The sequence below is a fragment of the Lonepinella koalarum genome (assembly GCF_004565475.1).
Taxonomy (GTDB): Bacteria; Pseudomonadota; Gammaproteobacteria; order Enterobacterales; family Pasteurellaceae; genus Lonepinella; species Lonepinella koalarum.
Genome location: NZ_SRHX01000014.1, coordinates 20,897 through 42,648, shown reverse-complemented (window position 1 = coordinate 42,648; position 21,752 = coordinate 20,897). Strand labels below are relative to the sequence as shown.

At 43.5% G+C, this 21,752-nt stretch carries 28 protein-coding genes; 2 read left to right on the top strand and 26 right to left on the bottom strand.

What is annotated here, in order from left to right; translation table 11 throughout:
* Positions 1-245 precede the first annotated feature (245 nt).
* From E0709_RS11980 to E0709_RS11915, 14 genes are all read right to left on the bottom strand, one after another.
* Positions 246-1,034: a hypothetical protein gene (locus tag E0709_RS11980; RefSeq protein WP_243640879.1), complete on the bottom strand. Its 789-nt coding sequence runs from the start codon at positions 1,032-1,034 to the stop codon at positions 246-248.
* A gap of 49 nt (positions 1,035-1,083) precedes the next feature.
* Positions 1,084-1,242 (bottom strand): adhesin, encoded by a 159-nt coding sequence (locus tag E0709_RS11975; RefSeq protein ID WP_135107938.1) that lies wholly within the window; start codon positions 1,240-1,242, stop codon positions 1,084-1,086.
* A gap of 10 nt (positions 1,243-1,252) precedes the next feature.
* Positions 1,253-1,732, bottom strand: a complete 480-nt coding sequence (locus tag E0709_RS11970) for an enoyl-CoA hydratase (protein ID WP_132302938.1) — start codon at positions 1,730-1,732, stop codon at positions 1,253-1,255.
* A complete protein-coding gene (locus E0709_RS11965) occupies positions 1,722-2,057 on the bottom strand; it encodes a DUF4376 domain-containing protein (protein ID WP_132302939.1) in 336 nt (111 codons plus the stop codon). Before E0709_RS11965 ends, E0709_RS11970 begins: the two co-directional genes overlap by 11 nt.
* 30 nt (positions 2,058-2,087) lie before the next feature.
* Complete coding sequence (locus tag E0709_RS11960) at positions 2,088-2,453, bottom strand: tail fiber assembly protein (protein WP_132302940.1); 366 nt, start codon at positions 2,451-2,453, stop codon at positions 2,088-2,090.
* Between the two features lie 11 nt (positions 2,454-2,464).
* Positions 2,465-3,205: a tail fiber protein gene (locus E0709_RS11955; RefSeq protein WP_132302941.1), complete on the bottom strand. Its 741-nt coding sequence runs from the start codon at positions 3,203-3,205 to the stop codon at positions 2,465-2,467.
* 24 nt (positions 3,206-3,229) lie between these two features.
* Positions 3,230-3,808 carry a phage tail protein I gene (locus E0709_RS11950; RefSeq protein WP_132302942.1) on the bottom strand — a complete coding sequence of 193 codons (579 nt, stop codon included), beginning with the start codon at positions 3,806-3,808 and terminating at the stop codon, positions 3,230-3,232.
* Complete coding sequence (locus E0709_RS11945; protein ID WP_132302943.1) at positions 3,801-4,901, bottom strand: baseplate assembly protein; 1,101 nt, start codon at positions 4,899-4,901, stop codon at positions 3,801-3,803. The genes E0709_RS11950 and E0709_RS11945 overlap by 8 nt, the downstream gene beginning before the upstream one ends.
* Positions 4,902-4,907: 6 nt before the next feature.
* A complete protein-coding gene (locus E0709_RS11940; RefSeq protein ID WP_132302944.1) occupies positions 4,908-5,273 on the bottom strand; it encodes a GPW/gp25 family protein in 366 nt (121 codons plus the stop codon).
* Between the two features lie 67 nt (positions 5,274-5,340).
* Positions 5,341-5,844: a phage baseplate assembly protein V gene (locus E0709_RS11935; protein WP_132302945.1), complete on the bottom strand. Its 504-nt coding sequence runs from the start codon at positions 5,842-5,844 to the stop codon at positions 5,341-5,343.
* Complete coding sequence (locus tag E0709_RS11930; RefSeq protein ID WP_132302946.1) at positions 5,831-6,895, bottom strand: phage late control D family protein; 1,065 nt, start codon at positions 6,893-6,895, stop codon at positions 5,831-5,833. Before E0709_RS11930 ends, E0709_RS11935 begins: the two co-directional genes overlap by 14 nt.
* Entirely contained in the window at positions 6,892-7,125 is a 234-nt protein-coding gene (locus tag E0709_RS11925) for a tail protein X (RefSeq protein WP_132302947.1), read from the bottom strand. Before E0709_RS11925 ends, E0709_RS11930 begins: the two co-directional genes overlap by 4 nt.
* Complete coding sequence (locus E0709_RS11920; protein ID WP_132302948.1) at positions 7,103-8,038, bottom strand: phage tail protein; 936 nt, start codon at positions 8,036-8,038, stop codon at positions 7,103-7,105. The genes E0709_RS11925 and E0709_RS11920 overlap by 23 nt, the downstream gene beginning before the upstream one ends.
* A 10-nt stretch (positions 8,039-8,048) precedes the next feature.
* Positions 8,049-11,114, bottom strand: a complete 3,066-nt coding sequence (locus E0709_RS11915) for a phage tail tape measure protein (RefSeq protein ID WP_132302949.1) — start codon at positions 11,112-11,114, stop codon at positions 8,049-8,051.
* 39 nt (positions 11,115-11,153) lie between these two features.
* On the opposite strand from E0709_RS11915, the gene E0709_RS11910 reads away from it, so the two are divergent.
* On the top strand, positions 11,154-11,423 hold the full coding sequence (locus tag E0709_RS11910) for a hypothetical protein (RefSeq protein WP_132302950.1): 270 nt from the start codon (positions 11,154-11,156) through the stop codon (positions 11,421-11,423).
* Positions 11,424-11,434: 11 nt separating this feature from the next.
* Here the strand turns inward: E0709_RS11910 and E0709_RS11905 are convergent, their stop codons facing one another.
* The 10 genes from E0709_RS11905 to E0709_RS11860 all read right to left on the bottom strand — a co-directional run bounded on the left by E0709_RS11905 (position 11,435) and on the right by E0709_RS11860 (position 17,848).
* Complete coding sequence (locus tag E0709_RS11905) at positions 11,435-11,554, bottom strand: GpE family phage tail protein (RefSeq protein WP_132302951.1); 120 nt, start codon at positions 11,552-11,554, stop codon at positions 11,435-11,437.
* A 29-nt stretch (positions 11,555-11,583) separates the two neighbouring features.
* The gene (locus tag E0709_RS11900) at positions 11,584-11,835 is read right to left on the bottom strand and encodes a phage tail assembly protein (protein ID WP_132302952.1); all 252 of its coding nucleotides are present in this window, start codon (positions 11,833-11,835) and stop codon (positions 11,584-11,586) included.
* 67 nt (positions 11,836-11,902) lie between these two features.
* The gene (locus E0709_RS11895; RefSeq protein WP_132302953.1) at positions 11,903-12,421 is read right to left on the bottom strand and encodes a phage major tail tube protein; all 519 of its coding nucleotides are present in this window, start codon (positions 12,419-12,421) and stop codon (positions 11,903-11,905) included.
* An 11-nt stretch (positions 12,422-12,432) separates the two neighbouring features.
* On the bottom strand, positions 12,433-13,818 hold the full coding sequence (locus E0709_RS11890) for a phage tail sheath family protein (RefSeq protein WP_132302954.1): 1,386 nt from the start codon (positions 13,816-13,818) through the stop codon (positions 12,433-12,435).
* A 10-nt stretch (positions 13,819-13,828) separates the two neighbouring features.
* Positions 13,829-14,320 (bottom strand): Gp37 family protein, encoded by a 492-nt coding sequence (locus E0709_RS11885; RefSeq protein WP_132302955.1) that lies wholly within the window; start codon positions 14,318-14,320, stop codon positions 13,829-13,831.
* A 1-nt stretch (position 14,321) separates the two neighbouring features.
* On the bottom strand, positions 14,322-14,756 hold the full coding sequence (locus E0709_RS11880; protein ID WP_132302956.1) for a gp436 family protein: 435 nt from the start codon (positions 14,754-14,756) through the stop codon (positions 14,322-14,324).
* Positions 14,757-14,761: 5 nt separating this feature from the next.
* Positions 14,762-14,989, bottom strand: a complete 228-nt coding sequence (locus E0709_RS11875) for a DUF7210 family protein (RefSeq protein WP_132302957.1) — start codon at positions 14,987-14,989, stop codon at positions 14,762-14,764.
* A gap of 42 nt (positions 14,990-15,031) precedes the next feature.
* A complete protein-coding gene (locus E0709_RS11870) occupies positions 15,032-15,955 on the bottom strand; it encodes a major capsid protein (protein WP_132302958.1) in 924 nt (307 codons plus the stop codon).
* 13 nt (positions 15,956-15,968) lie between these two features.
* On the bottom strand, positions 15,969-17,105 hold the full coding sequence (locus tag E0709_RS11865; RefSeq protein WP_132302959.1) for a peptidase: 1,137 nt from the start codon (positions 17,103-17,105) through the stop codon (positions 15,969-15,971).
* 254 nt (positions 17,106-17,359) lie between these two features.
* Complete coding sequence (locus E0709_RS11860; protein WP_132302960.1) at positions 17,360-17,848, bottom strand: phage virion morphogenesis protein; 489 nt, start codon at positions 17,846-17,848, stop codon at positions 17,360-17,362.
* An 82-nt stretch (positions 17,849-17,930) separates the two neighbouring features.
* Between E0709_RS11860 and E0709_RS11855 the strand changes: the two genes are divergently transcribed.
* Positions 17,931-18,530, top strand: coding sequence for a hypothetical protein (locus E0709_RS11855; protein ID WP_132302961.1), 600 nt, complete (start codon positions 17,931-17,933; stop codon positions 18,528-18,530).
* A gap of 429 nt (positions 18,531-18,959) precedes the next feature.
* Here E0709_RS11855 and E0709_RS11850 read toward each other — a convergent pair whose 3' ends face one another.
* Positions 18,960-20,267 carry a phage head morphogenesis protein gene (locus E0709_RS11850; protein ID WP_132302962.1) on the bottom strand — a complete coding sequence of 436 codons (1,308 nt, stop codon included), beginning with the start codon at positions 20,265-20,267 and terminating at the stop codon, positions 18,960-18,962.
* A 30-nt stretch (positions 20,268-20,297) separates the two neighbouring features.
* Entirely contained in the window at positions 20,298-21,752 is a 1,455-nt protein-coding gene (locus tag E0709_RS11845; RefSeq protein WP_132302963.1) for a DUF935 domain-containing protein, read from the bottom strand.

Genomic DNA, 21,752 nt, shown 5'->3' with positions numbered 1-21,752 from the left:
AACTGAGAGAAAAAGGCTATAAAATTCAATCTATTACATGTGATGGGAAGCGTGGATTACTGAAAGATCTTTTTGATACTCCTATTCAACTTTGTCATTTTCATCAGGTGGCAATGGTTATACGAAATGTTGCCGACCGCTTAAAATGAGAAACAAAACCACTTAAAGTGAGAAATTTTAAAATGCAATTTTTCTCATTTTAAGTGGTTTTTTGAACCTATTTTAACTTGGTTTTAAATGCTGTTTTAATTGAATTTAAAAACCAAATTATCCTCATATTTACCACTATAACTCACCGACGTTTTCACCACGATTCGCTCGCAGTTTTCAAACGCTTGCCAATTATCTTTTTTCTCCGCCACCATATACTCAATAAACCGAATAAATTCGCTCTTGGTGGAGCTAAAGAAAATGTACGGTGGGCGAGTCAAATCCACCAACCGCAGGAAATCAATTAAATCAAAGTAAGTGGCTTGCTTATAGCTAGCTTGATGTGTACATAAATATGGAGGATCTAACACCAATAAGGCTTTTGGGTCATCTTTAAATTGTGGTAGTAGTTTATGAAAACTCTCGTTCACCACTTCTAAACCATCTAAATAGCCGTCTGCACTTGGGTAATCCGACTGACGAATACAATTCCAAAAATCTTCTTTAAATAATGCGTCTAAGTCTTTGACCTGTTGCCCACTAAAACAAAGCCAACTGCATAGAATATGCTCATTAATATAGCCATCAAACCCATTAATCACATCAATAATTTGTTGTTTAACTCTGCCATCTACACGTTTTTGCTTTTGAGTGGTAGCAAGTAACGGAGCAATCAACCCACGCAAACGGTTAATATCATCAATATGTTTTAGACGTTCTGCATAGCTGTCAAAATCATTATAAATTACTCTAGCTTTCGGCTTTAATCGTTTCGCCACATGACTCAACAAACCGCTACCACCAAAGGCATCTACAATCGTCCACCCCTCGCCGTCATCGGGAATATTCTCATTTAATATGCGTTCAAAATATTTTAAAAACATCCGCTTTTGTCCAATAAAAGGTAGCGGAGCTTGTTTAAAATAACTTATACTAGAAATTGCTTGCTTGCTTGCTTGCTTGCTTGCTTGCTTGCTTGCTTGCTTGCTTGCTTGCTTGCTTGCTTGCTTGCTTGCTTGCTTGCTTGCTATTTTTAGTATGTGCTTGAGCTATTGTAGCTGCAACAGCTAATGCGACTAAATTTTTCTTCATTGAAGTCCCCTTAATTTCTCACCATCACCGCCAAATCATTCGGACTAAACCTCCAACCACTCTCTGACTGATATAACGCATTAAAACACCACTCACTGCAAAAGAATTTACTGCGTTTTTGCTTAATGCCTAACACCACGCCAATCGCTCCCCACCAGTCATATGCCATGCCCTTGGTCTGTTCAAAATAGCCTTTAACTTGGCTTTCTGTGACGTGTTTAAGTGGGATTAGATCCCACTTTTCGCCTGTTAAATTGATTTCTTTGCAACGCACGCCGCCATCTTGCACCGAAGACGAATAGCACTCAAAATAACTTTCTTGCTCATAATGGCTGCCCCGAGTAAATACGGTTTTTTGCACCGCAATTTCACAATGGGAATATTGCCCTTTGGTGAGCTTTCGAGTCAACCAATCACTAAAGGCTTTCACAGGTTCTTTTAACCACGAACGCTTGTTTTTGTACAACGCTAAATAGATTTTAGTTTCCATAGGTTTCACTCCAGCCTGTTGAGAAGTCATAATCCAGTGGATTTTCCGCCTGTAACATATTCAAGCGATGCGTTTCCGCATTGGTAAAATCCGCCTGTTCGTTGTTTAAAATCACCAAAGAAAGTTCATCAAGCAAGGCTTTATCTAACGCCACAAAGCTGTTGTCCATGGTTTTCCATTGAAGCGTGGAATAGTTTTCCAGGGTGCGTAAGAAAATATATTGTTGACGGCTGTTGTCATCGGTGTGAAACCATTTATCCACGGATTCTACATACACGCCCGCCCGTCCGTTTTCATGGCGTTTTTGTTTGATTTTCTCCCACACTTGGGCCTGTTGGCTGGCTTTTAATTCGGCTTATTTTTCGGCGTTAATCACCCATTGCATACCATTCCAGTCGCAATAATCATTTTCAGGTTTAACTGCGGTGTAATTTTCGGGAATTTTACCCAGTTCTTTAATTTCAAAACTTGAACGGTCAACGGTGGAATACACGGTTTCCCCACGGTGATCTTCCACATATTGCCAGCTGTTATTTTCACGCACAATGGCAAAGCCGTTTTTCACATTGGGTGGGGCATCTAAATAACTATTGGCGGAAAGCCCCCCGCCAACACTGACAAATTCCGTGGTTGCTCCCGAAAATTCATTATTGCTGTTGGTTTGGTAAACGGTGATTTCACCGCTTTCTAGGGCAAAGCCCTGTTGGTCAAATTGGATCATTGTTTAACTCCTTATGCAGCTAGGCAGATGTAGTGGAAAGCGATGTTGCGTGGGCGGTTTTCTGATGCAGTTGGTACAACTAGGCTTGCATCAAATCCTAAATAATCGCCATAATCACTAACTTTAGTGCTTGAACCAAAAATATTATCAAATTTAGTTGGATCGACTTTGAATACACCAGTTGCATTTAATACACCACCAAACTGCGTGACAATACCAGAAATCCGACCTTCTAAATTTCGAATAGCATCTCCTTGCAAACTCAACAAATTACGCCCACTATCCACCCCTCGCCCATTATCCCAACCCCGAATAAATTCACCCCGTAAATCAGGCAATACACCGCTCGGGTATTTGGTGGCAAGCACGGGATAAAGGGTTTTGTTAAAACTTTGCCCATTCATGACTAAACAGCCTGTTGGTACAGAAGATAAAGGGTGGGGAATCGGCACACCCACTAAAATATTTCTCAACGTAGTGAAATTGCTATTGGCACTGGTTAAATCCGTGGCATTAGCTTTGCTATTTAGCGTGGTTTGTAAATTGGTAATATCCGCAATGGCGTGGCTGTGGTTGGCGTTGGCTTTGTCTGAGCCGAGGCTTTCCACTTGTTCTTTTAAATAAGCCGTACGGTTGGCAAGTTGTTTAGCTTGCCGATTGTCTACACCGTCTTCACCACCCATGACAGGGTCGCTGGTTTCTAACTGATAAATACCCGTTTCCCATTGGGCGGTTTCTTTTAAGTTTGCCATAGGTTCTCCTATAATATGAATAAGTTATGCTGTGCCACGATTGTAAATACCGTTACGAGTGGCCTTGTTGTTATGACGAATAGCAACGGAACGGTAATCTAGGCTTGCCAACACACATCTAGCAGGGGCGAATACTTGTAAGGTTTGGCGAATTTGCTCGGCTTGGTCGTTAGTGATGGCTTGGTTCAAAATCACTCGGTAACAAGCCCATTTTGAGCGGTCACCGTGATAGAAATTGCCGTCCCGTTTAATGCTGTTATCGTGGCGTTTATCAAATAATCCCTCTAAAATTACCACGTCACCAAAGCCCAACTGGCGAATGATTTCACGAATTGACCACGGCGTGCCTTTGTAACGATGTAGTTGCACGGCATTTTTAATCAGTTGGCGTTTAGCACTGTCACTTTCAGCTAACAGCCAACCATCATAGCCGGTGACGCTCCATTTTTCTGCCAATAACGGCAACATTCTTGCAGGTACTACATCTACCAAATTTGACAGGATTAAGGTTAAATCAAGCTGTGAAAATCCTTTGCCTAACTCAGCGAGTGCGGTGTTTTTAGCTGATGTTTGAATAATATTGGGATAATTCAGTCTAGCCATTTTTCCGCACCTCATTAATGTGAATAATAATGTTTTCACAGTTTGCCCATTGTTGCTCGGTCAATTCAGTGAGGGGCGGTTGTGTCAGGGTAACGTTGTATACACCTTCCACTTTTAATGCGGTTTGAATATCTAATGGCACAATGTCTACCCCCAATTTTTGACTACGACCAGACAAATAGTTTTTAAGTGCGGTTTCAGCCTTGGCTTTTACTTCATTTTCAGCGTAGGTGGTGAATAAATCCAGACTAGCCTCAACGGTAAAGGGAATTTTCTCCGGCGCTTGTACTTGTACCGTATCACATAGAGGACGGTGTTTTTCTGCGCTTAAATAGTCTTTTATCTGATTAAGTAAAGTCTGCGTTGGTAAGCCTTGTTTTGTTAATACCGTGACGATTACCGTACCGCCTTGTGGCGTATGAATAGCCACATCTGCAATGGTTTGTGATACCGCACGAGTATAATATTCATAAGCGGCAATAGAACCACAAGTGGTAAAGGCTTCAGGGGCAAGTAATATCCGCTTGCGATAATCATCATCGCTTTCGGTATCAATACCGCCACGGGTTTCATCTATATTTTGCACGGTGACATTGCTATCTAACGGTGTTTTTACGGTTTTAACTTGTCCTATTTGCCAACCATTGCCAATCAAGCCCGTTAAATTCGCCACCGCTTCTATGTCAACATATTGCTCTGTTGAACGAATGACCACCTCTGCCACGGTCGAAAAATAAAGACTATCGCTAGCGGATACCTGGGTGTTGGCGGGGATAACCACATTGTCGTGACTGTCTTCTAGGCTAAAGCGTAATGTACAGCGTGCCGCCTGATCGGTTAATCGGTAACAGCCCATCGGCTCGCCACATAAATCTAACGCTAAGCCTGTGGCAAATTGCGGAAATGTCTGTAAAAAAGCATGGTTAATACCAGCACGGACCAACTGTTCACGGTAGGCATAGGTTTGAATAATGGAACGTTCAATATGAGCTGGTTGTAAGGTTTTGCCGGTGCGTTGTTCATAATCCGCAATGCTTTCGGCTAAAATTTGGCTTACATCATCACTGATAATTTTGATTTCATCTTGGGTCATTTGGCATTATCCTTGCACTTGCGTGGTATAAATCTCGGGGTAAACCGCATCGGTCAGCGACCATTTCACGGTCAGAGTAAAATGCGGAGCTTGTCCGTCAATGAACACTTCATCCACTACGATACGAGTTTCCCATTTCTGCAATGCCTGAGTGATTTCTCGCACCATATTTGGCAAAGCCACGTCATAGGGTTGGTCTAAATAATCAAAATGATTGGAACCAAACTCAGGGCGTAAAATATCCGTCCCTTTCGGGGTGGATAAAATATTGGCAATACATAAATGTATATCATCAATGCCCCACACCGTACCGTCTGCAAGGTCGGGGGCAAGTTGCCAATGGGTTGAGGGAATCGGGGTTAATATGTTCATAAAATCATTGTAAAAAACCGCCTTAAAATTAGCTTTTAAAGCGGTTTAAAGAAGTATTAATTGTGGTTTAAAGTGGGGCGGAGGTTGGGTTTCCGTCACCTTGTTCTTGGTGTTTATGGTGTTTTAAACTAATACCATCAGCGACCACATCACCGCTATTCACATTGACATTGCCATTGTTGACGATGACATCGCAATTATTCACAATCACTTTGCCTGTGGTGTGAATAGTCAAATCTCCGCTATGGCGATCATGTTGAATAATGGTTCCATTGTTGAATTTTTTCACCCATAGATTGCCGTTGCTCGTAGGCGGTGGATCTTGCTCATTGTAAAATGTACCCAGTACACAACCGTCTTCCCCGCGGGCATCAAGTAATATCGCCACCAGTTCGCCCGCGTCAGGCAAACAATAAAACTGATTGCCGCCTGAATTTTGTGTTAAAAAGGGTAGCCAAGCAGTTTCTAAATTCTCTAAAGCTGGAATTTGACACCGCACTTTGTGGGCTTGACTATCCACGGCGGACACTATCCCTTGTTGAAAGGTTGCTGTAAAATCATGAGTTAACATGGCTTTCTCCTTGGACTACATTTTCTAAATCATCAGGGATAAATTCCAGCATCCGCACTTCAATTTCAGTGGTGTAACTTTGCGAACGGATAATACTGTGGCGGGATTGTTTAATCAAATATTTACCAGAAAATACGCCAAGATTGGTTAATAAAATCGTTGCTCCAGCCACCAATTTCGGGTTGCCAATTAAAGTAATTTTGCCAGCAGTTTGGTCGTCATTTTGCTCCGCCAATGCGGCTTCACCACGAGCATCAATTTGTTGTTGGCTTTCACCTCGGGTAATAACTTGTAAGGTATCTTCGCTCGCCGTTTTGGCTTGCTTTAGTTGTGGTCGAAGTGCGGTGCGTTTTTTGTATTTTTTGACGACTTTCTTACCGTTGGCATCATAACCGCTAATATTCACGGCTTTAGCCGTATCTTTGATCCGATCTCGAAGTCGTAGGCTAATGGTCTGGTTTTCTTCTAATACCAACACCGGTTCGCTTTGCCCCAGTTCGCTTTTATTGGTGAAAACTAACTGATCGCCCACAATTTTAAAGCTGTGGTGATATTCACGAGCAAGGCGAGCCAAAAATTCTACACCTCGTTCTTGATATTGGGTCACACGTTTAATTGGAATATTGTCAATTTTACCGACCACTTTTAATTTTAACCGTTCCGCCACTTTTGCCACAATTTGAGCAAGCGTAGTGTTCTCATAGGCTTTCGGCTTGTTGGTGCGGTTGGCTTTGCTGATGCCTGTGCTAAGGGCTTTTAGGCTTACTGTTGTGGGTTTGTAACTGTATTCCACTTCGTCAATCTCAAAGGCTCCAATTTCCACTAACGGTTGATGCTTATAGCCAATTGCTGCCTTGAGTTTATCCCCTTGGGTGGGAAACCACGCTCGAATCCATTTGCCCGAAATGTCTTCAAATTCCACTTGTAATTCGTCAGATTGCCCCTCTAAATAATCGGTATAAGACAGCGAAATTAAATGCGGTTCAATATCGGCGGTAATATTGGTTTTTTCGTAAAATAACGAGAAATCAGGTTGTGGCACGTTCATCAATTCGACCCTCCTGATAGCCAAGGCGGCATATCGGCATTATCGGTGGGTTTCACCGTTAACACAGGGATATAGACTTCCGCCCCTGTTGGCAAGACTTCACAAAAAGCAATATGCGGATTCGCCTGCACGATACGAGCATATTCTAAGGCGTTGCCGTAGTAATAATAGGCAAGGTGATCCCAACGTTCGCCCTGTTTGACAATATGTTTAAGCAAGGTTTGTGTGGTCATCTTCATTCTCCGTTTCATCAGTGCGTAATACGACCCAAGCGGTCATTTCTGCCACTCGTGGGGCGAGCATATCAAAGCTGTCATCAAGGCTTACCAGGCTATTGACAGTCGGTGTCACCCAGTCCGACCAATCTGCTCCGTTACTGCCTAAATCAAAGCATTGTTGCAACTGTTGTAAATCACCATAAATACTGCCCATTTCTTGGCTAAATTCGGATGCCACCGGTAAAAATGAGCGTACGCCGTCCAACATATCGCCCATGCAAGTTAACTCACCAAAACCGCCTAAGGCACTATCTAAATTACCGATAGCCGACGGCAAATAAGCCAACGCTGTGCTTGGTTCTTGGGCAAATTGGCGAATAATCGCTACGGTATTTTTGACTTCATCCACCGCACGCTTGCCAGCGTTATAAAGTTCTACCGCACGGCTGACAGTTTGTTTAGCGGTGGATAAGGCACTGACCACCGAATCGGGTAAAATCGAACCCAGCAAGGATTTACCGCCTAAACTTAACGCCGCCCCCAATATGCCGGCTTGTTCATCGCCGATAAACTCTTTTAAACTCACGTCCATTTCACGGCATAAGGCATTACCTTTGGCATCTGTGAATAATGTGGTTGAAGTAATATCAGTGATCACAAATTGGCCTTTGTATTTGGTTCCCCACATTAAGGCTAAGGCTTGTTGCTTTTCTTTTGCGGTAAGTAAAGTTTGATAACGGCTTTCTACACCGCCAATTTTAAAATGTAACCGAATGGAAAAACGCAACTCAATTAACTTTTCGCCCATGGCTTGTAGCCGTGGTTTGCCTTTTAACACCTGATGTTCGGCAAATTGTGCGGCAAAGGTTTCAGAAAAATCGGTAAGATTGATAGGCTCAAAGGCCACGGTGCCTAGCATAAAATACATAATAATCTCCTTAATACGCTCGACGTTGACGTTGGTCAAGCACCCGATCTAACAGCCGTTCAAACTCAGTTAAACTCATATTTAACCCCTGTTGAATATCGTTTAAAATGCCGTTTTTCTCTTGATTACCGTTGACTTGAATGGTTGGGTTAAAGTTGACCGTTATACCGCCATTAATGGCCGTGGTTTGTGTATCGCCTTGCGGTTCTGTTGGACGTTGTAAGCGTGGCAATGCCATTGGCTGTGCGTTCGGATTAAAGCTCGGTGTGCGTAAATCCGAATCGTTTTGCTGAAACAGATTCGGTAGATTAGGCAAATTAAGCGATTGCCCTAATAGTTGCGAACCAAATTTGAAAGCGTTGGTCAAATCGAACCCTTGCATCCAGTCACCCATTGATGCTCCAATCCCTTTGATGCTATCCCACAAATTGCCCCAAAAGCCTTGTTGAGCTGGGGCATTTTCAAGGGGCTGCATTGTTGGCATTGGGGCGGGGACGGGGGCTGGATTTTGCACTACTGGCACCGCATCCACCACAGGCGGTAATGTGGGTTTTACGGCTTTCGCTACCTGTGGCAATGGCGGTTGCACAGGAGAAACTTTCATTTTTTTCACCGCATTTTGAGTAGGTTTTGTAACCTTAGGGGCGATGCCAGCGGTATTGGCGGCGACATCGACAGCCATTTGCAATGGATTCAACGTTGGTGTTTCTATTTTTTGCGGAATAGTCTTCGGCAAATTGGCGGTATTAGCGGCAATATCCACTGCCATTTGCAACGGATTCAACGTTGGTGTTTCTATTTTTTGCGGAATAGTCTTCGGCAAATTGGCGGTATTAGCGGCAATATCTACCGCCATTTGCAACGGGTTAAGCGTTGGCACGTCTAATTTTTTCGGCATTGCCTTAGGCAAATCTGCCGTATTAGCGGCAATATCCACTGCCATTTGCAATGGGTTAAAGGTTGGCGTATTTAAGGTTTTCGGCATAGCCTTTTGCATATTGTCTGCCACATTGCCGACGGACTGAATAGCAACCGCACTTTCTCCATCAACCCCGATTGATAACCCTTGCACCACATTTTCACCAAAGCCTTTAAACACGCGGCTCGGTGAATGGATCCCCAATTTCTCGGCAAACCAGTTTTTTATGCTTGAGCCTAAATTGGAGACGATTTCTTTTGCCCCTTCCCACGCATTTTTAATCCCATTGATTAAGCCATCAATGATATTTTGCCCGAAACCGCTAAAACTGGCGGGCAAATCGACACCGAACCAGCTTAGCACGCCGCTAAAAATAGACTGGAACAGACTCAAGGGGTTAAAGGTGAGAATAATCTCGCCTAGAGCGGAAAAGTTACCACTAAACAAACTTTTGAAACTGCCCCAAAGTCCAGTAAACCAACCGCTTACACCATTCCACACCGCAGCCCATAAACCTAAAATGCCATCCCAAATACCGCCAACCCAGTTGCAAAAACCAGCAAAGGCGGTTTTTACGGTAGCCCATAGGATAATGAAAAAGGCTTTAATCGGTTCCCAATATTGGTAAATCAGGTAAGCCGCCACGGCAATGCCGGTGATGATTAAGCCTATCGGGTTCATGAGTAAGGCGCGACCTAAAAATAATACGGCTTTAGCGGCTAACGTTACGCCCTTAACTAAAAAACCCGACAAAAACCGACCAAATTTAAATACATAGCCAATGGCATAGCCGAACGCTAAACAAAGTTTCATTACCAAAGGGGAAAACGTCACTATCAAGCCACGCACCGCCACCAAAGGCAACATCAGGGCGTTAAACGCTGCATTTAAGGTTAACCCTGCACCAACCAAGGCAAAAAGACCCGCCCCCACGGTCACCAAACTTTCGATAATATGTCCATTTGCTGAGATCCAATCAGAAATAGTTAAAATCACAGGTTTAATCGCATTGATGACATTATTAATAACAGGCAATAAGGCTTCACCTAGCTTGACAAAAATTTCTTGAAAACTTGAGTTAAGTTTTTTTAATTGATTTTGCGTGGTACCTGCTTGGCTTTGAAATTCCCGCTCCATTGAGCCAAGATAGGCAAAATTACCACCTGCGTCTTTTTGCTCGAGTAAATCTAGCTGGCGGTTATATTCCGCCGTGTTTTGGGCAAGCAATAACACATCATCGGCATATTGTTTGCCAAAAATTTTGGCGAGAAGCGGATATTGCTTATCTTTTGGTAATTGTTTTACCTTCGCAATAAAGCCCGTAATTGCCCCCTGTGCGTCTTCATTCATGGCGTTGGCAAAACTTTCCGTGGTATAGCCCAGTTGTTTTAATTCATCGGTGGCGTGTCCTGCTTTTAACTGCATGAAACTTGAACTCATGCCCTTAATCGCTTGTGCGGCAAGCTCTGGCGCTTTCCCCATTGACAAAAACGTAGAAGCAAAGGCAGCGGTCTGATTGGCATCTAACCCTAGCATGCGGGTATCTGAACCCGCACGGGTGATCACATTCACAATATCCGCCGCTTTAGAGTTGGCATTATCGGATAAATGGTTAATGGCATCGCCTAATTGTGCCATTTCCGCAATCGGCTTGCCCAGCACATTTGCCATGGTCGCCATCGCACCACCCGCATCCCCTGCCGCCATATCAAACGCCACCCCCATTTTCGCCGCATCCGTGGCAAAGCCTAACAGATTCTCACGGGCAATCCCCGCCTGACCGCCTGATGCCACAATCGCTGCCAGCTCTTCCCCAGCCATCGGAATGGTTCTAGTTAAGGCTAAAATATCCTCCTTCATTTCCTTAAACTGTTGTGGCGTGTCAAAATCCACCACTTTTTTCACCCCTGCCATGGCAGATTCGAATTCAATGGCGGGTTGGGCTAAATTGACCGTCATTGCACTCAATCCTTTAAACCCAGTAGCCACTGAGGTTATGCTGGCAATGGATTTTCCTGCATAGATACTCGCTTTTTTCCAGTGGCTCACCGTGTCATCGCTGAGTAACTTTAAACTATTACGCACATTCTTAATGCCTGCAAGGGCAGACCCCACACTAGCCCCAATCACTAAACCTATTGCTAAATTTGACGACATAATTTATAGTTTCCTTATGTGTTTCTATGGAGAAAGATGATGTTTAAATGGTTAATCGATTTTATTGATAATGTTTTTATCAAAATTGCCATCTTCATTGGTTTCTTATTACTGTTGGTTTTAGGTGTTTGGCTTTATCAAACCCACCTGACATGGTTTTTTATTAGTGGTGCAATTTTTCTTCTAGTCTTAATCGGCAGTTTTATTGATGAAGATAAACTCAACGCCAAAAACCAAGCTGACTGGGAAAAAATAAAAGCCCGTTTCAAACGAAAACCCAAAACCCCACCTAACAAACTGGTTAATTAAACCAAAAGCCGCTAAAAAGCGGCTTTGCTGTATCTGGCTTTAATTTGGCGGTTGGCTTGTTCCAGCCAGCGTGCGGTTTCATCTAGGGTTAAATTATCCACATCACGGGGCGACCAGCCAAACCACCACATTAAATCCGCTTGCGCCTGATTGAGCTTGTCTAGGCTGACTTTCCCGTCATTTTTTGCACTTCCGTTGCCGCTTTGGTGAAGTCGGCAATATCTAGCTCGTCAATATCTTCTGGCACCAGTCCGGTAAGTTGAGCCAGTAAACTGATAGATTGTTCCGCTTCGGTTTTGCCTGTCATTTTGCGGATGTCTTTCGCTTTAGCTCGGCGGATGTGGAGTTCGGTCACTTCTTCGCCTTGTCCGTTGATGATGGGGTAGTCGAGTTTGATAATAATGTCTGTCATCATTTGTTCCTTTTAAATAAAGTTTAAGGTTGATTTAATGGACGTTTTACCGCCCATTGAATTAGCGTTATTGCCCGATATTCGTGCGGTAGGTGCTTAGCACATCTTGCCCACTGACACGGAAGATATTAGCGAAGACATCAATAAATAAGATCTCTTTGCCCGCCACGGTTTGCTTAATGCTGTAAATCTGGAACGTGTCTGCATGTTCGGTGGCCTCTTTGTTTTTAAAGCTACCGCCAGTGGTTTTGCTGAAACTGACGTTCATAATGGTGACCATCGGTTGTTCCACCAATAAGCCACGGGCATCAAACACCTGTAAATTTGACCGCACTTGTAATTGCACGTTTTTGTATGGGTTATAGGCTTTGGCTCGCACTTCAGGGTAGAAACTATCCCAAGTCACCTCCCCTTCAATAGCATTCATGCCAGCTGGTAATTTAATGGTGCCATGTAAGCCAAGGCCTTTATGTTCGATTTCTTCAAACTCAATGTCGGCCAGTTTGAAATCTTTTGCCTTACCCAGTAAGGAATTACCGTCCATATACACATTGGCGTTGACGATTTGGTTAATTTGTACGCTCATTGCTGTTCTCCTTAGCTAGATGAAATTAAGTTAGCCAAATATTTACGTGTCATTACGGAACGGTTAGTAATGAGTTCGGCTGGGATTTTTGGCGTGTAATCATAGGTTAATGGCACCTTGCCTTGACTAAAGGCATCCACTAAATCATAGTCGTAATCTAACCCGACCGAATAACCCACAATACTTGGTAACGCTCGCATATAGGTATCAACAGTTTCTACAAGGCTGTCAATCAGTGCATCATCAATCGGACGGTCAATAAATTGCAATTCCGTGCGGCGAATACTTTCATCAATCAAATCGCCTGTGCGTAATGCCGTTTCAAAATTGATAATATGGGTGACCGTTGGATAGTTAGACGAACGGTTACCCCATAATCTAAAGCCTGTGCCAAAACTGTTAAAAATGGTGCTAATCCCCACCGCATTTAATAGGTTGGTTTCGCTTTGTTCATCATCAATGCGAGCGGTTAATGGAATTTCCATACCAATCACACCAGACAGTTCACGGTTTGAAGTGCTAAACCAGTAGCCATTATCGGTATCGGTTTTCATGCGTAAGCCGGCGGCATGAACCGCTAGGCTTTCGAGCGTATTGCTTGACCCTACGGCATAAGGGAAGAAATGGCGTACTCGTTCAGAACTGGCGGACGCATTAATATCGCCCAGTGGTCCACGCCCTGAAATGGCTTTTGATAGGCTAGTGCCTTTTGGCAATTGCACATAAGCCACGGCTTTTAATTGTTCCGCAAGACTGGCAAGGCTTGCCGCACAGCTGGCAGTGGCATCGTATTCAGGGCAGATAAGAATTTTGGCATCGGCACCGTATAAGTTAAAGCCATCACGCAATAATTCAAAACCTTGGCGTTTGCCTGTGGCAGCATTGATACCGCCTTTAATGTCATTCTCCGTGACCTTGCTTGGGTCGGCGTAAGTGTAATCAGCGGTTAAATTTTCATATAACTTGGTGAGCTTAATTTCACCGGTTTGTAGCGTTACCGCATAATCGGTTCCTTCGCTCAGGGTTTGACCGTCACCGCTTAAGGTCAAGGTTAATAAGCCTTGTTTTTGGGTGTTTGCTATTAAAGTGCTGTTATCTTGGGTTAAGGTTTCGCTATTGACGGCGGTTTGATGCTTGGTTGGGTCTAATACGTTGACCACATAGACTTTGCCGGCAGCATAACGTGCCAATACATCAAAGGCATCTGGTAGGGTAAAGCCCTGATTTAAAATGGTGCCAAATTGGCTAAAATCTTTGGTGGTTTGGCAAACCGTCAGCTCGTTTACTGGCCCTTGTGGGGCAGTGCCGACAATGCCGATAATGGCACCGTCAACGGTTTCAACGGCGACTGAACCGCCAGTTTCTCGAATGGTTTTGGTTCCGTGATGAAAAGCCATATAATTGCTCCTATTTGTTGGTTAATGCCGCACTGGTTCGGGTGTTGTCCCGATAAAGTGCGGTGGTAAATTTGGGTAAATCTTGTGGTTGTACTCGCTCCACTTGCCAGCTTTCGGTATGTATCAATAACTGATACTGCCACAGCCCACTGTCTTCACCGATAAATTGCTCACTGATTAAATGACATGGCGTGCAGTTTGTCGGGCGAAAGCCAGTTAGGCTTAAACGGATTTGGTCTAAAATATCTAACGCCCCTTGGTCATTGTGTTGACTGCGAGCAATCACGGTTAAAGCGATTTGTACCGCTCGGCGTTGTTGCACAATGTCCACGCTGTCTAGGCTTTCAAACTTTGAACCGGCATATTGCACCAACACCGCCCCGACTTCGTCTTTCAGGTAGTAGTTATCCACATCATCGGGAAATAGCTCCACCGCAAATTGACTGGTTGTATCAAGCAAGCGTTGCTGAATACTGGTTAAAATCGGTAAAGTGGCAGACATCTTAGTATCCTGTTAAATCCATTTTTGGCTTGCTTCGGGTCTGAAATTTTGCTTCCCCTAGTACATGGTCATCATTCCCATCTGCCAGCGTTGGCAAACCTAAATGTAATTTGCCATTTTGAATCCGTTCCAAGTCTTTCAAGGCTTGGGCGTGGGTGTCTTTCACGTTGTCGGGAAATTTACTCCCTTCAGGGCGACGTGAATACAACCAAAAGCGAGCCAGCTGTAAAGCAATATTGCGAACGATGGTTGGCACCGTATTTAACGGTGTGAGATAGCGTGAGCGTAAATAACCGTCCACGATTTCACAGGCGTGAATACAGGCTTTTTCTGCCACCGCTAAATTGATTTCCGTGGCTCGGCTTTCGTCGTTAGTCAGTTCAATCAAATTACGCTGGCTCATGACTTCCAACAATTCATCCGCTTGAATATACATGCTTGCTATTCCGTTTTATCGCTGGTTTTATCAGGTTCTACGGTTTTCTGTTTTGCCTTTTTGGCTTTTTGTTCCGCTGCTTTGCGTGCTGTTTCCGCTTCGTCTAACTGCACATAAAGCGTTAAATTTTCCGCTTCTTGCTCCGTCAGTTCGATACTCTCGCCTTGTTCATAACGTACGCCGTTATGTAACAGGGCAGTTTTTGCAATAAGTTGGTAAAATTTCGTTTCCATAATCAGTCCTTGGGAGTAAAGGGGCGAGATGCCCCGATAACACTAGATACAATTTTTAATCAAATAACCGGCTGCATTACCCACAATATGGGCTTTATGAATGTCCGTGGTACGTACAATTTCAATTTTTCCGCCGTTTTCTTGATAGGTATCGACATACAAGCCATTTTTACGGCGAATGGTGTAACCGTAAGACGGTTCGTAAATATTGCGTTTACGTTCCGTGCCGTTGGCGACATACGCCAATACAATATCCTTGCTCCAGATGTCTTTGAGTTCACCGCTTTCTTCGTAAACAGCCTCACCAATCACTACGCTGTCAATATTGATTAAGCGAGCAAAATCGGCTGGGGTTAAAATAGCGGTCTGCACATATTTGATTTTTTCCAACACTTTCGGGTGTTCGCTTAACACCGCCCACACATCACCGGAAATCGCACACACATTGGGCTTGCGACCGGTGTTGCGTTGAATAGTGCGGATGCCTTGTTTAATCACACCAATCGGATCAGACTTCTCATCGCTGAATTGAGACGTGCCACTTAAGGTGACACTGTTGCCGGCGTCATAATTGGCGGTATCTAATGCCAATGCTGCACTGGCTTTTTCACGCCCCAACGCAATCACATCTTGGGTGACCCCTAAGGCATATTGACGAAGTGGATAGACATCCGCAGATTCATTGACTTCACGATAATCAATTGGGTATTCAATATCGTTTTCGTCTAACACGATACTGATAGAGTTAATATCTTCAGGGGTTAAACGGTTAGATGCCCCACGCACATCACGCTTAGTGGTTTGTAAACGGAACGCTAAACGCCCAAAGACAGGGATTTTGCCACCTTCTTTGGCCGTTTCTGCCACAGGGAACAGGCTTTCGCTGATCATATTGGCATTGTGATAGCCTTTGGCCAGTTCAGTTAATACAGGATCTTGAATGCGTTGTTTAGATAAATCAGCCATAATGGGTTGCTCCTTATTGGTAAATGGCGTTAAAGGCGACGGCATAACCGACGTTGTGTTCTTTCATATAAGTCCGAATAGCCTGATCTGCTTGAATGCTTTCTGGGCTAGTTCCCTCAGCATACTCCACCGTTTCATCGGGGGCGGTAGCCACATTTTCTTTGGTGGCCTGTTCGGCAAATTCCACCGCTTTCGGTAATTCGCTTAAAAAGGCTTTTAAATGCTGTTTAAAATCGCTTTCCGCAAATTCTACGCTGTCAAAATCGGTGTTTAACAAGGCTAACGCTGCTTCCTTTTGGCGAGGAATGAGCTTGCCGGCATTTAACAGGCTTTCGGCAAATTCGGCGTTATCTTTTTCCGTTGCAGCTTTCGCCATTTCCGCCTGTGTTGCACGCAGTTTGGCATTTTCAGCTTCTAATTCAGCCAATTTTTGTTGGTCTTCAAGTGACATAGTTTCTCCTTGGGGTTGAGTATCTGAGGTAATCAAATCCGTTGTATGGTTGTCGGTTGGTTCTGCCGTGTTCGGTTCCGTTTCTTCACTAAAGTGCGGTGCAAATTCGGGCTGATTTTCGGTTTTCATCTCATCTCGAATGGCTTGTTCATGTAAATCTTGCACTTGCCAAGCTGGCAATACTTTATCGGTTTCTTCTAAGCCAAATTTCTCAATAAAAAAATCACGCAATCTCGCCCACAACCCAGCGTTCGCCCAGTCGCTAAACTCACTAAACTCCACCACATCTTTTTCGCTATCGTTGAAAATCGGGTCTTTTAAGCCTTTCACCGCTGGGGGCATGGCCCCTAAAAAACCCACATGGCGAAGATAATAGCCGTCAGGTTTGGGGTTGCTGTTGGCGTTAGGGAGATAAAAAGCAGCGGAGATTTTTTTAAACTTACCACAGCGAACCAGTTCAGCAAATTCAGCATCTACGTCTTTCGGTTGGGCTTTCAGTACATCACCGTCCAGTTCAAGCCGTTCAATCCAACCATAAGCAGGAGCATCCATTTTAGGGTGACCAACCACCATAGGGGCTTCGTGAAATTCGGCATTGTAGTTATCTACCACTTTTTGCAAGTCATCACGGCTAATATGAAATACTTGGCCGTTGGCAGATTGGCGTTTACCGGCTTTAAAAATTTCGATCAGTTGCATGGTTGAGCTTTCCGTTAATCATCACTAATTAACGCCAGATTAACGAAAAAGGTGGGGAAAGGCTTTTAAAGGGGTTTAAAGAATAAAATAGGGGGATTTTTGGGTAAATATGCTATTTGAGAAAAAATAGCATTTTAAAGTCGTTCAAAAGCCGTTTAAATCCGTTCAATTTTGTTTAAATTTTTTAGCTTGATAAAATCCATTACTAAAAAATAAAACCGCTGTATGGCGTTTTTAGACGGTATTTTGAGTTACTAGGCAGATTGGTTTAATTGGCGTTGTAAATGGGCGTTGGCTTTTCTTAATAACTGTTGCTCATTTTGGCTATTGACACCCAACCATGGACGAGCTGGGATCATGGCTTTACGCAAAAAATGTCCGCCTTTGGTTTTGAGCATTTTGGCATTTTTCGGTCGCACGGTTGCCCCAAATTGATGGACGGGGGCGTAAAGTAAGCCCGATCCAAATTCTAGGCTTTTATCATCGTAGTTATACGCCAGCGTGTCTGCCAGCTGTCCACGTTCACGCAAGATTTTTGTACCACGTTTTTCAGACAGGGTCAACGGGCTTAACGGTTTCCACGCCCGACCTTGTGGGTCAATCTGTTGCTTAAAGCGTTCGCTGTGAATTTTTTTTAAGGTTTCACCCAACACACCGAATAATAATCGGGGGGGGCGAAGTTGCCCTGCGATGTCTTGTAGCTGGCGTTGGGCGGTCGAGCTGTCCAAGGTGATTTTGATCATTTTATCTGTTCCTATTTATTGATTAAACAATCCTTTGAGCATATATTTATTGTTATTCAATTTCATTTTATTGAGATGTTATATGACTAATTTCTTTAAAAGTAACAAAGAGTACAAATTAAACAAAAAAGCATTGCAACGTGCTAAACCACATTCTACCTATATGCCAAAGTTAGTTTATATAGCTCGTCGATTATGGTCAAAAGGAGATTATGAAGCCGCGTTGACTTGTTTGTATCGTGTAAGACAAACTTTTGTTAACAATCCTAAATTAAGAGATGACTTTGAATTAACTCTTTATTTCCCGTGGTGCTTATACAAACTAGGGCGTTTTGAAGAAGCCCAAACTGAATTTAAGATTTTATACGATGCGATAGAACAAAAATTCAATCAAGATTATTTGTATTATGGAAATTATTATTCTCGTTTCTATCGTTACACGTTTATTCCATCTCGAGCAAATCAAAAGCATAAATTACTTGTTTCTCTTTTCAGGCAAGCCGCTGCACTTTATCATTTAGTTCACCAACACAAACAAAGAGATTTCTTTATTTCACAATACGCTGATTATTCATTCAAACTTAAACGTTATCAACGCCGCTGGCAGGAAAGAAGAACAGGTATGCCAAGTAAAGATAATCCCGATATAGCATTTTTTGAAATACCATATTTTTCGTTTTAGTGTTGAACGATATGATCTTTTGCAGTATAGTCTTTCTTGCTTAAATATTGCAGGGGCAAATTAAGGTGATTGCCCTTTAAGTGTTAATAGCCAGCAAACAGTATTGGCACTCGCTGCTTTGTTGGTTAGCTTAAAGTGATATTGTGAGGTTCAAGTCCCACCCAGTATTTAAGTGAGTGCCATTTTTACTCCTATTGTTGATTTAAAAATAGTTTGGGCGTATAGTTCACCTATGCGGTGGGGGTTTCCTACTGGAAAGGTTACGCCTAGCATAAGTTGTACGCCCGTATTATCCTGTTCGAATCAGGCGAACCACTGCTAAAATTTTCCATAATATTTCCAAATTTGCTCGCTAGTGGTTTCCTACTGGAAAGGTTACGAATGGTTTGTCGCCCGTATTATCCTGTTCGAATCAGGCAATCTAGCGAGCTAATCCAAACTTCCCCATAATAATTCGAAACTGTTTTTCAAATTTAACCAGTCCAACTCGCCATTAATAACACTTGCCGTCCTAACCATATTCACCTGTGCATTAACTTTCTTCCCTGTTTTGGGGTCTTTTAACTTCACGTCATAATCCATAATTATCGCTACTTTGCCTTTGTCGGTATCGTAGATAAAAAGCAAGCTATCTTTTTCTGCTTTGCCGTTCTTGGACGTGTTCGGCTGTAACAAAATAGCTTTCGGCTTCCGCAATTTCTCAGGCAAGTTTTGCCAAAACTCCACTGGTAAATTGATTTCTTTCGCCTGTTTACTGTCTCGCAAGGCGTGCAGAATATCTTCATCACGCACGGCAATAAATGGCGTTTGTGGTGTTTTCTTTAAGCTATCCAACTTGTCTAGCACTTGCACAGGGATTGCCCCCACCGTTTTTGTCACACCTTTTGAAACCTTATTGCCGACCACCTGCTCAACCATACTTGCCATTGATTGATTAAGCAGATTTAATGCGTTTGGATTATCCAACACATTGCTAGTTAAACGGCTTAAAAATTGATTGCTAATATCTGTTTTTTGACTTGCCGCAACCATCTTATTAAACAAAATCTGGTCAATAGTTTCTACTCGTCCGCTTTTAATCTTGCCAAAATCCCACGGCTTAAAACCCACATCCGTGCCTTTGGCTTTGGTCACTTTGCGTGGGTTGCCCGAACGGGTGCCGACTATCTTGGTTTCCATTTCCACAGGGGGAGCGGTTTGTAGTCGTTTGCCGTAAGTCTGCAAATCATCTTCATCGTGAGCAACTACAGTACAATGGCAGCCGTAGGCTTTAATCGGGTAATGATACCGCCACCACGGATCGTCATAACGCAATACTAAGCCGTCCCAGTCTTCGTGTTCGGGGCGTGGGTGCAGACATTCGTTGTGTTGGTATTCCCAATAGGGCATTGCTTCTGCCAGCTCTAAATGTTGCATTAACCGCCCACGGTTATAGCTGCCGTACACGTTGGTATCGTAAATAATCCGACTTCGCCAGTTACGACCGCCGTTATAATCCCAACCTGTTTGAGCCACGATTTCATCAAAACGGCTTCTAAATTGTTCCAGCGTTTCGCCATTTTCAATGGCTGCATCCACCGCTTCACGAAATGCCAATAACACTTCATTACGATTGGCACCGGCAACCATAAAAAAGTAGTCGTGTTCTTCGCCTAATACATCAAGGTAGCTGTCGGTTTTGAGATTGAGTTTTTTCTCAAAAAATTTGGCTTGTTGTTCAAAAGTGAATGTATTCATTGTGCTTCCTTGGGCGTATGCAATACGCCCCTACATATTTTCATCTGAAACAGATTGTCGCCCTGCCAATTCTGCAACAACGGAACCTAACGCCATTAATTGCCCATATTCGGCAAAGGTGAGTTCAGGAATCAGGCTATCTAATTGACTTTGAAAATCTTCTAGGCTATCGGCTTGCAACAAACGGTCTTTAATATCTTGTAGCCACACATCAATTAAATCTTGGCTTTCCACTTCTAACTGTTCCACAATGCCATCGGCTATCGGGTGAACGCTTTGCGGTTTTTCGGCAAATTCTGCCCCATTTTTCACCGCACTTTTCACTGAGTCGGGGGCTTGTTCTGCGGATTTCAGCATAATATCGCCATCTTCAAAGCCGTAGGTGCGGTGGAGATATTGTTCAGTAAACTGAACGCCCATATCACTGAGCAGTTTGTCACGTTCGGCTTGTAATTTATCAATGCTTTCTTGTTCGTATAGTTCAAAGCGTGGCAAGGTTTCAAGCTGGGTAAAGTTAAATTCACAAATCCAAGCTAAAAGCTGATTAAAGGCACTTTCTACAATGGCGGCATCTTCGTTGCGAATATCACGTGTGACTTCTAAGCCCGATTGACTGCTAGCTCGGTTGCTGTCGGCTTCGGTGGTTTGGTCTTGTCCTAATAAGGCGACTGAGATTTCCGCTTTACAGGCTCGCAAGAAGTCATCAAATAATTGCGAGTTACCGCTTTTATCACTGCCTTGTAAAATCTCAATTTTACTGTCATCAGGAATCGCAGCCACAGCACTACCGGCCATTTGTTCTAGGCTGTCAAGCAAATCTTCGATTTCGTGAATTTGGGCTTGTCTTGGGTGCTTGCCGAGTAAATAGGGTGAGCCGTATTTTTCCACAAACTCTAACCAATATTTGAAACCGCCTTTTTTAAAGGTCGCCGCCCAAAAGCACAACCCTAAATCTGCTTTGCCATAAGGGTTGATATAATCTGCCTGATGCGTTGCAAGCAAAAATTTCTTCTCTTTCACCGGTTCGCCAAAGCGGTCTTTTTTCGTTCGTAGCATTAATTGGTTATCTTCATCGAAGTTAAACCATTCTTGGGGCTTGCCGACTAAATTCACAGGGATTAACCGCCCTTGTTCATCTTTTTGCCAGTCGATTTCCAACACTTGATAACCAAACAAAGGAGCATCTAAAAGCTGATTGATAATCTGATTAAGTGGCAATCTTTCAAAAACTGCGGTTAAGATTTCATCTGTTTTTTCATCACCAGTGGGCGTCAGTCGCCATTCAAGGCCTTTAATTGCTGCCTTACGTCGCCGTACACAACCGCCTACATGGCTGTCGGACAAGATTTCACGGTAAGCCGAAACATCTTTACCCATTTTTTTGAGTACCGGATCGGGATTCGGCAAATAATGTAAATACGCCCACACATCCGCTGCGGTGGCACGGCTGGCTATCACGCCGATTAAATCGTTTTTATTTTTCAT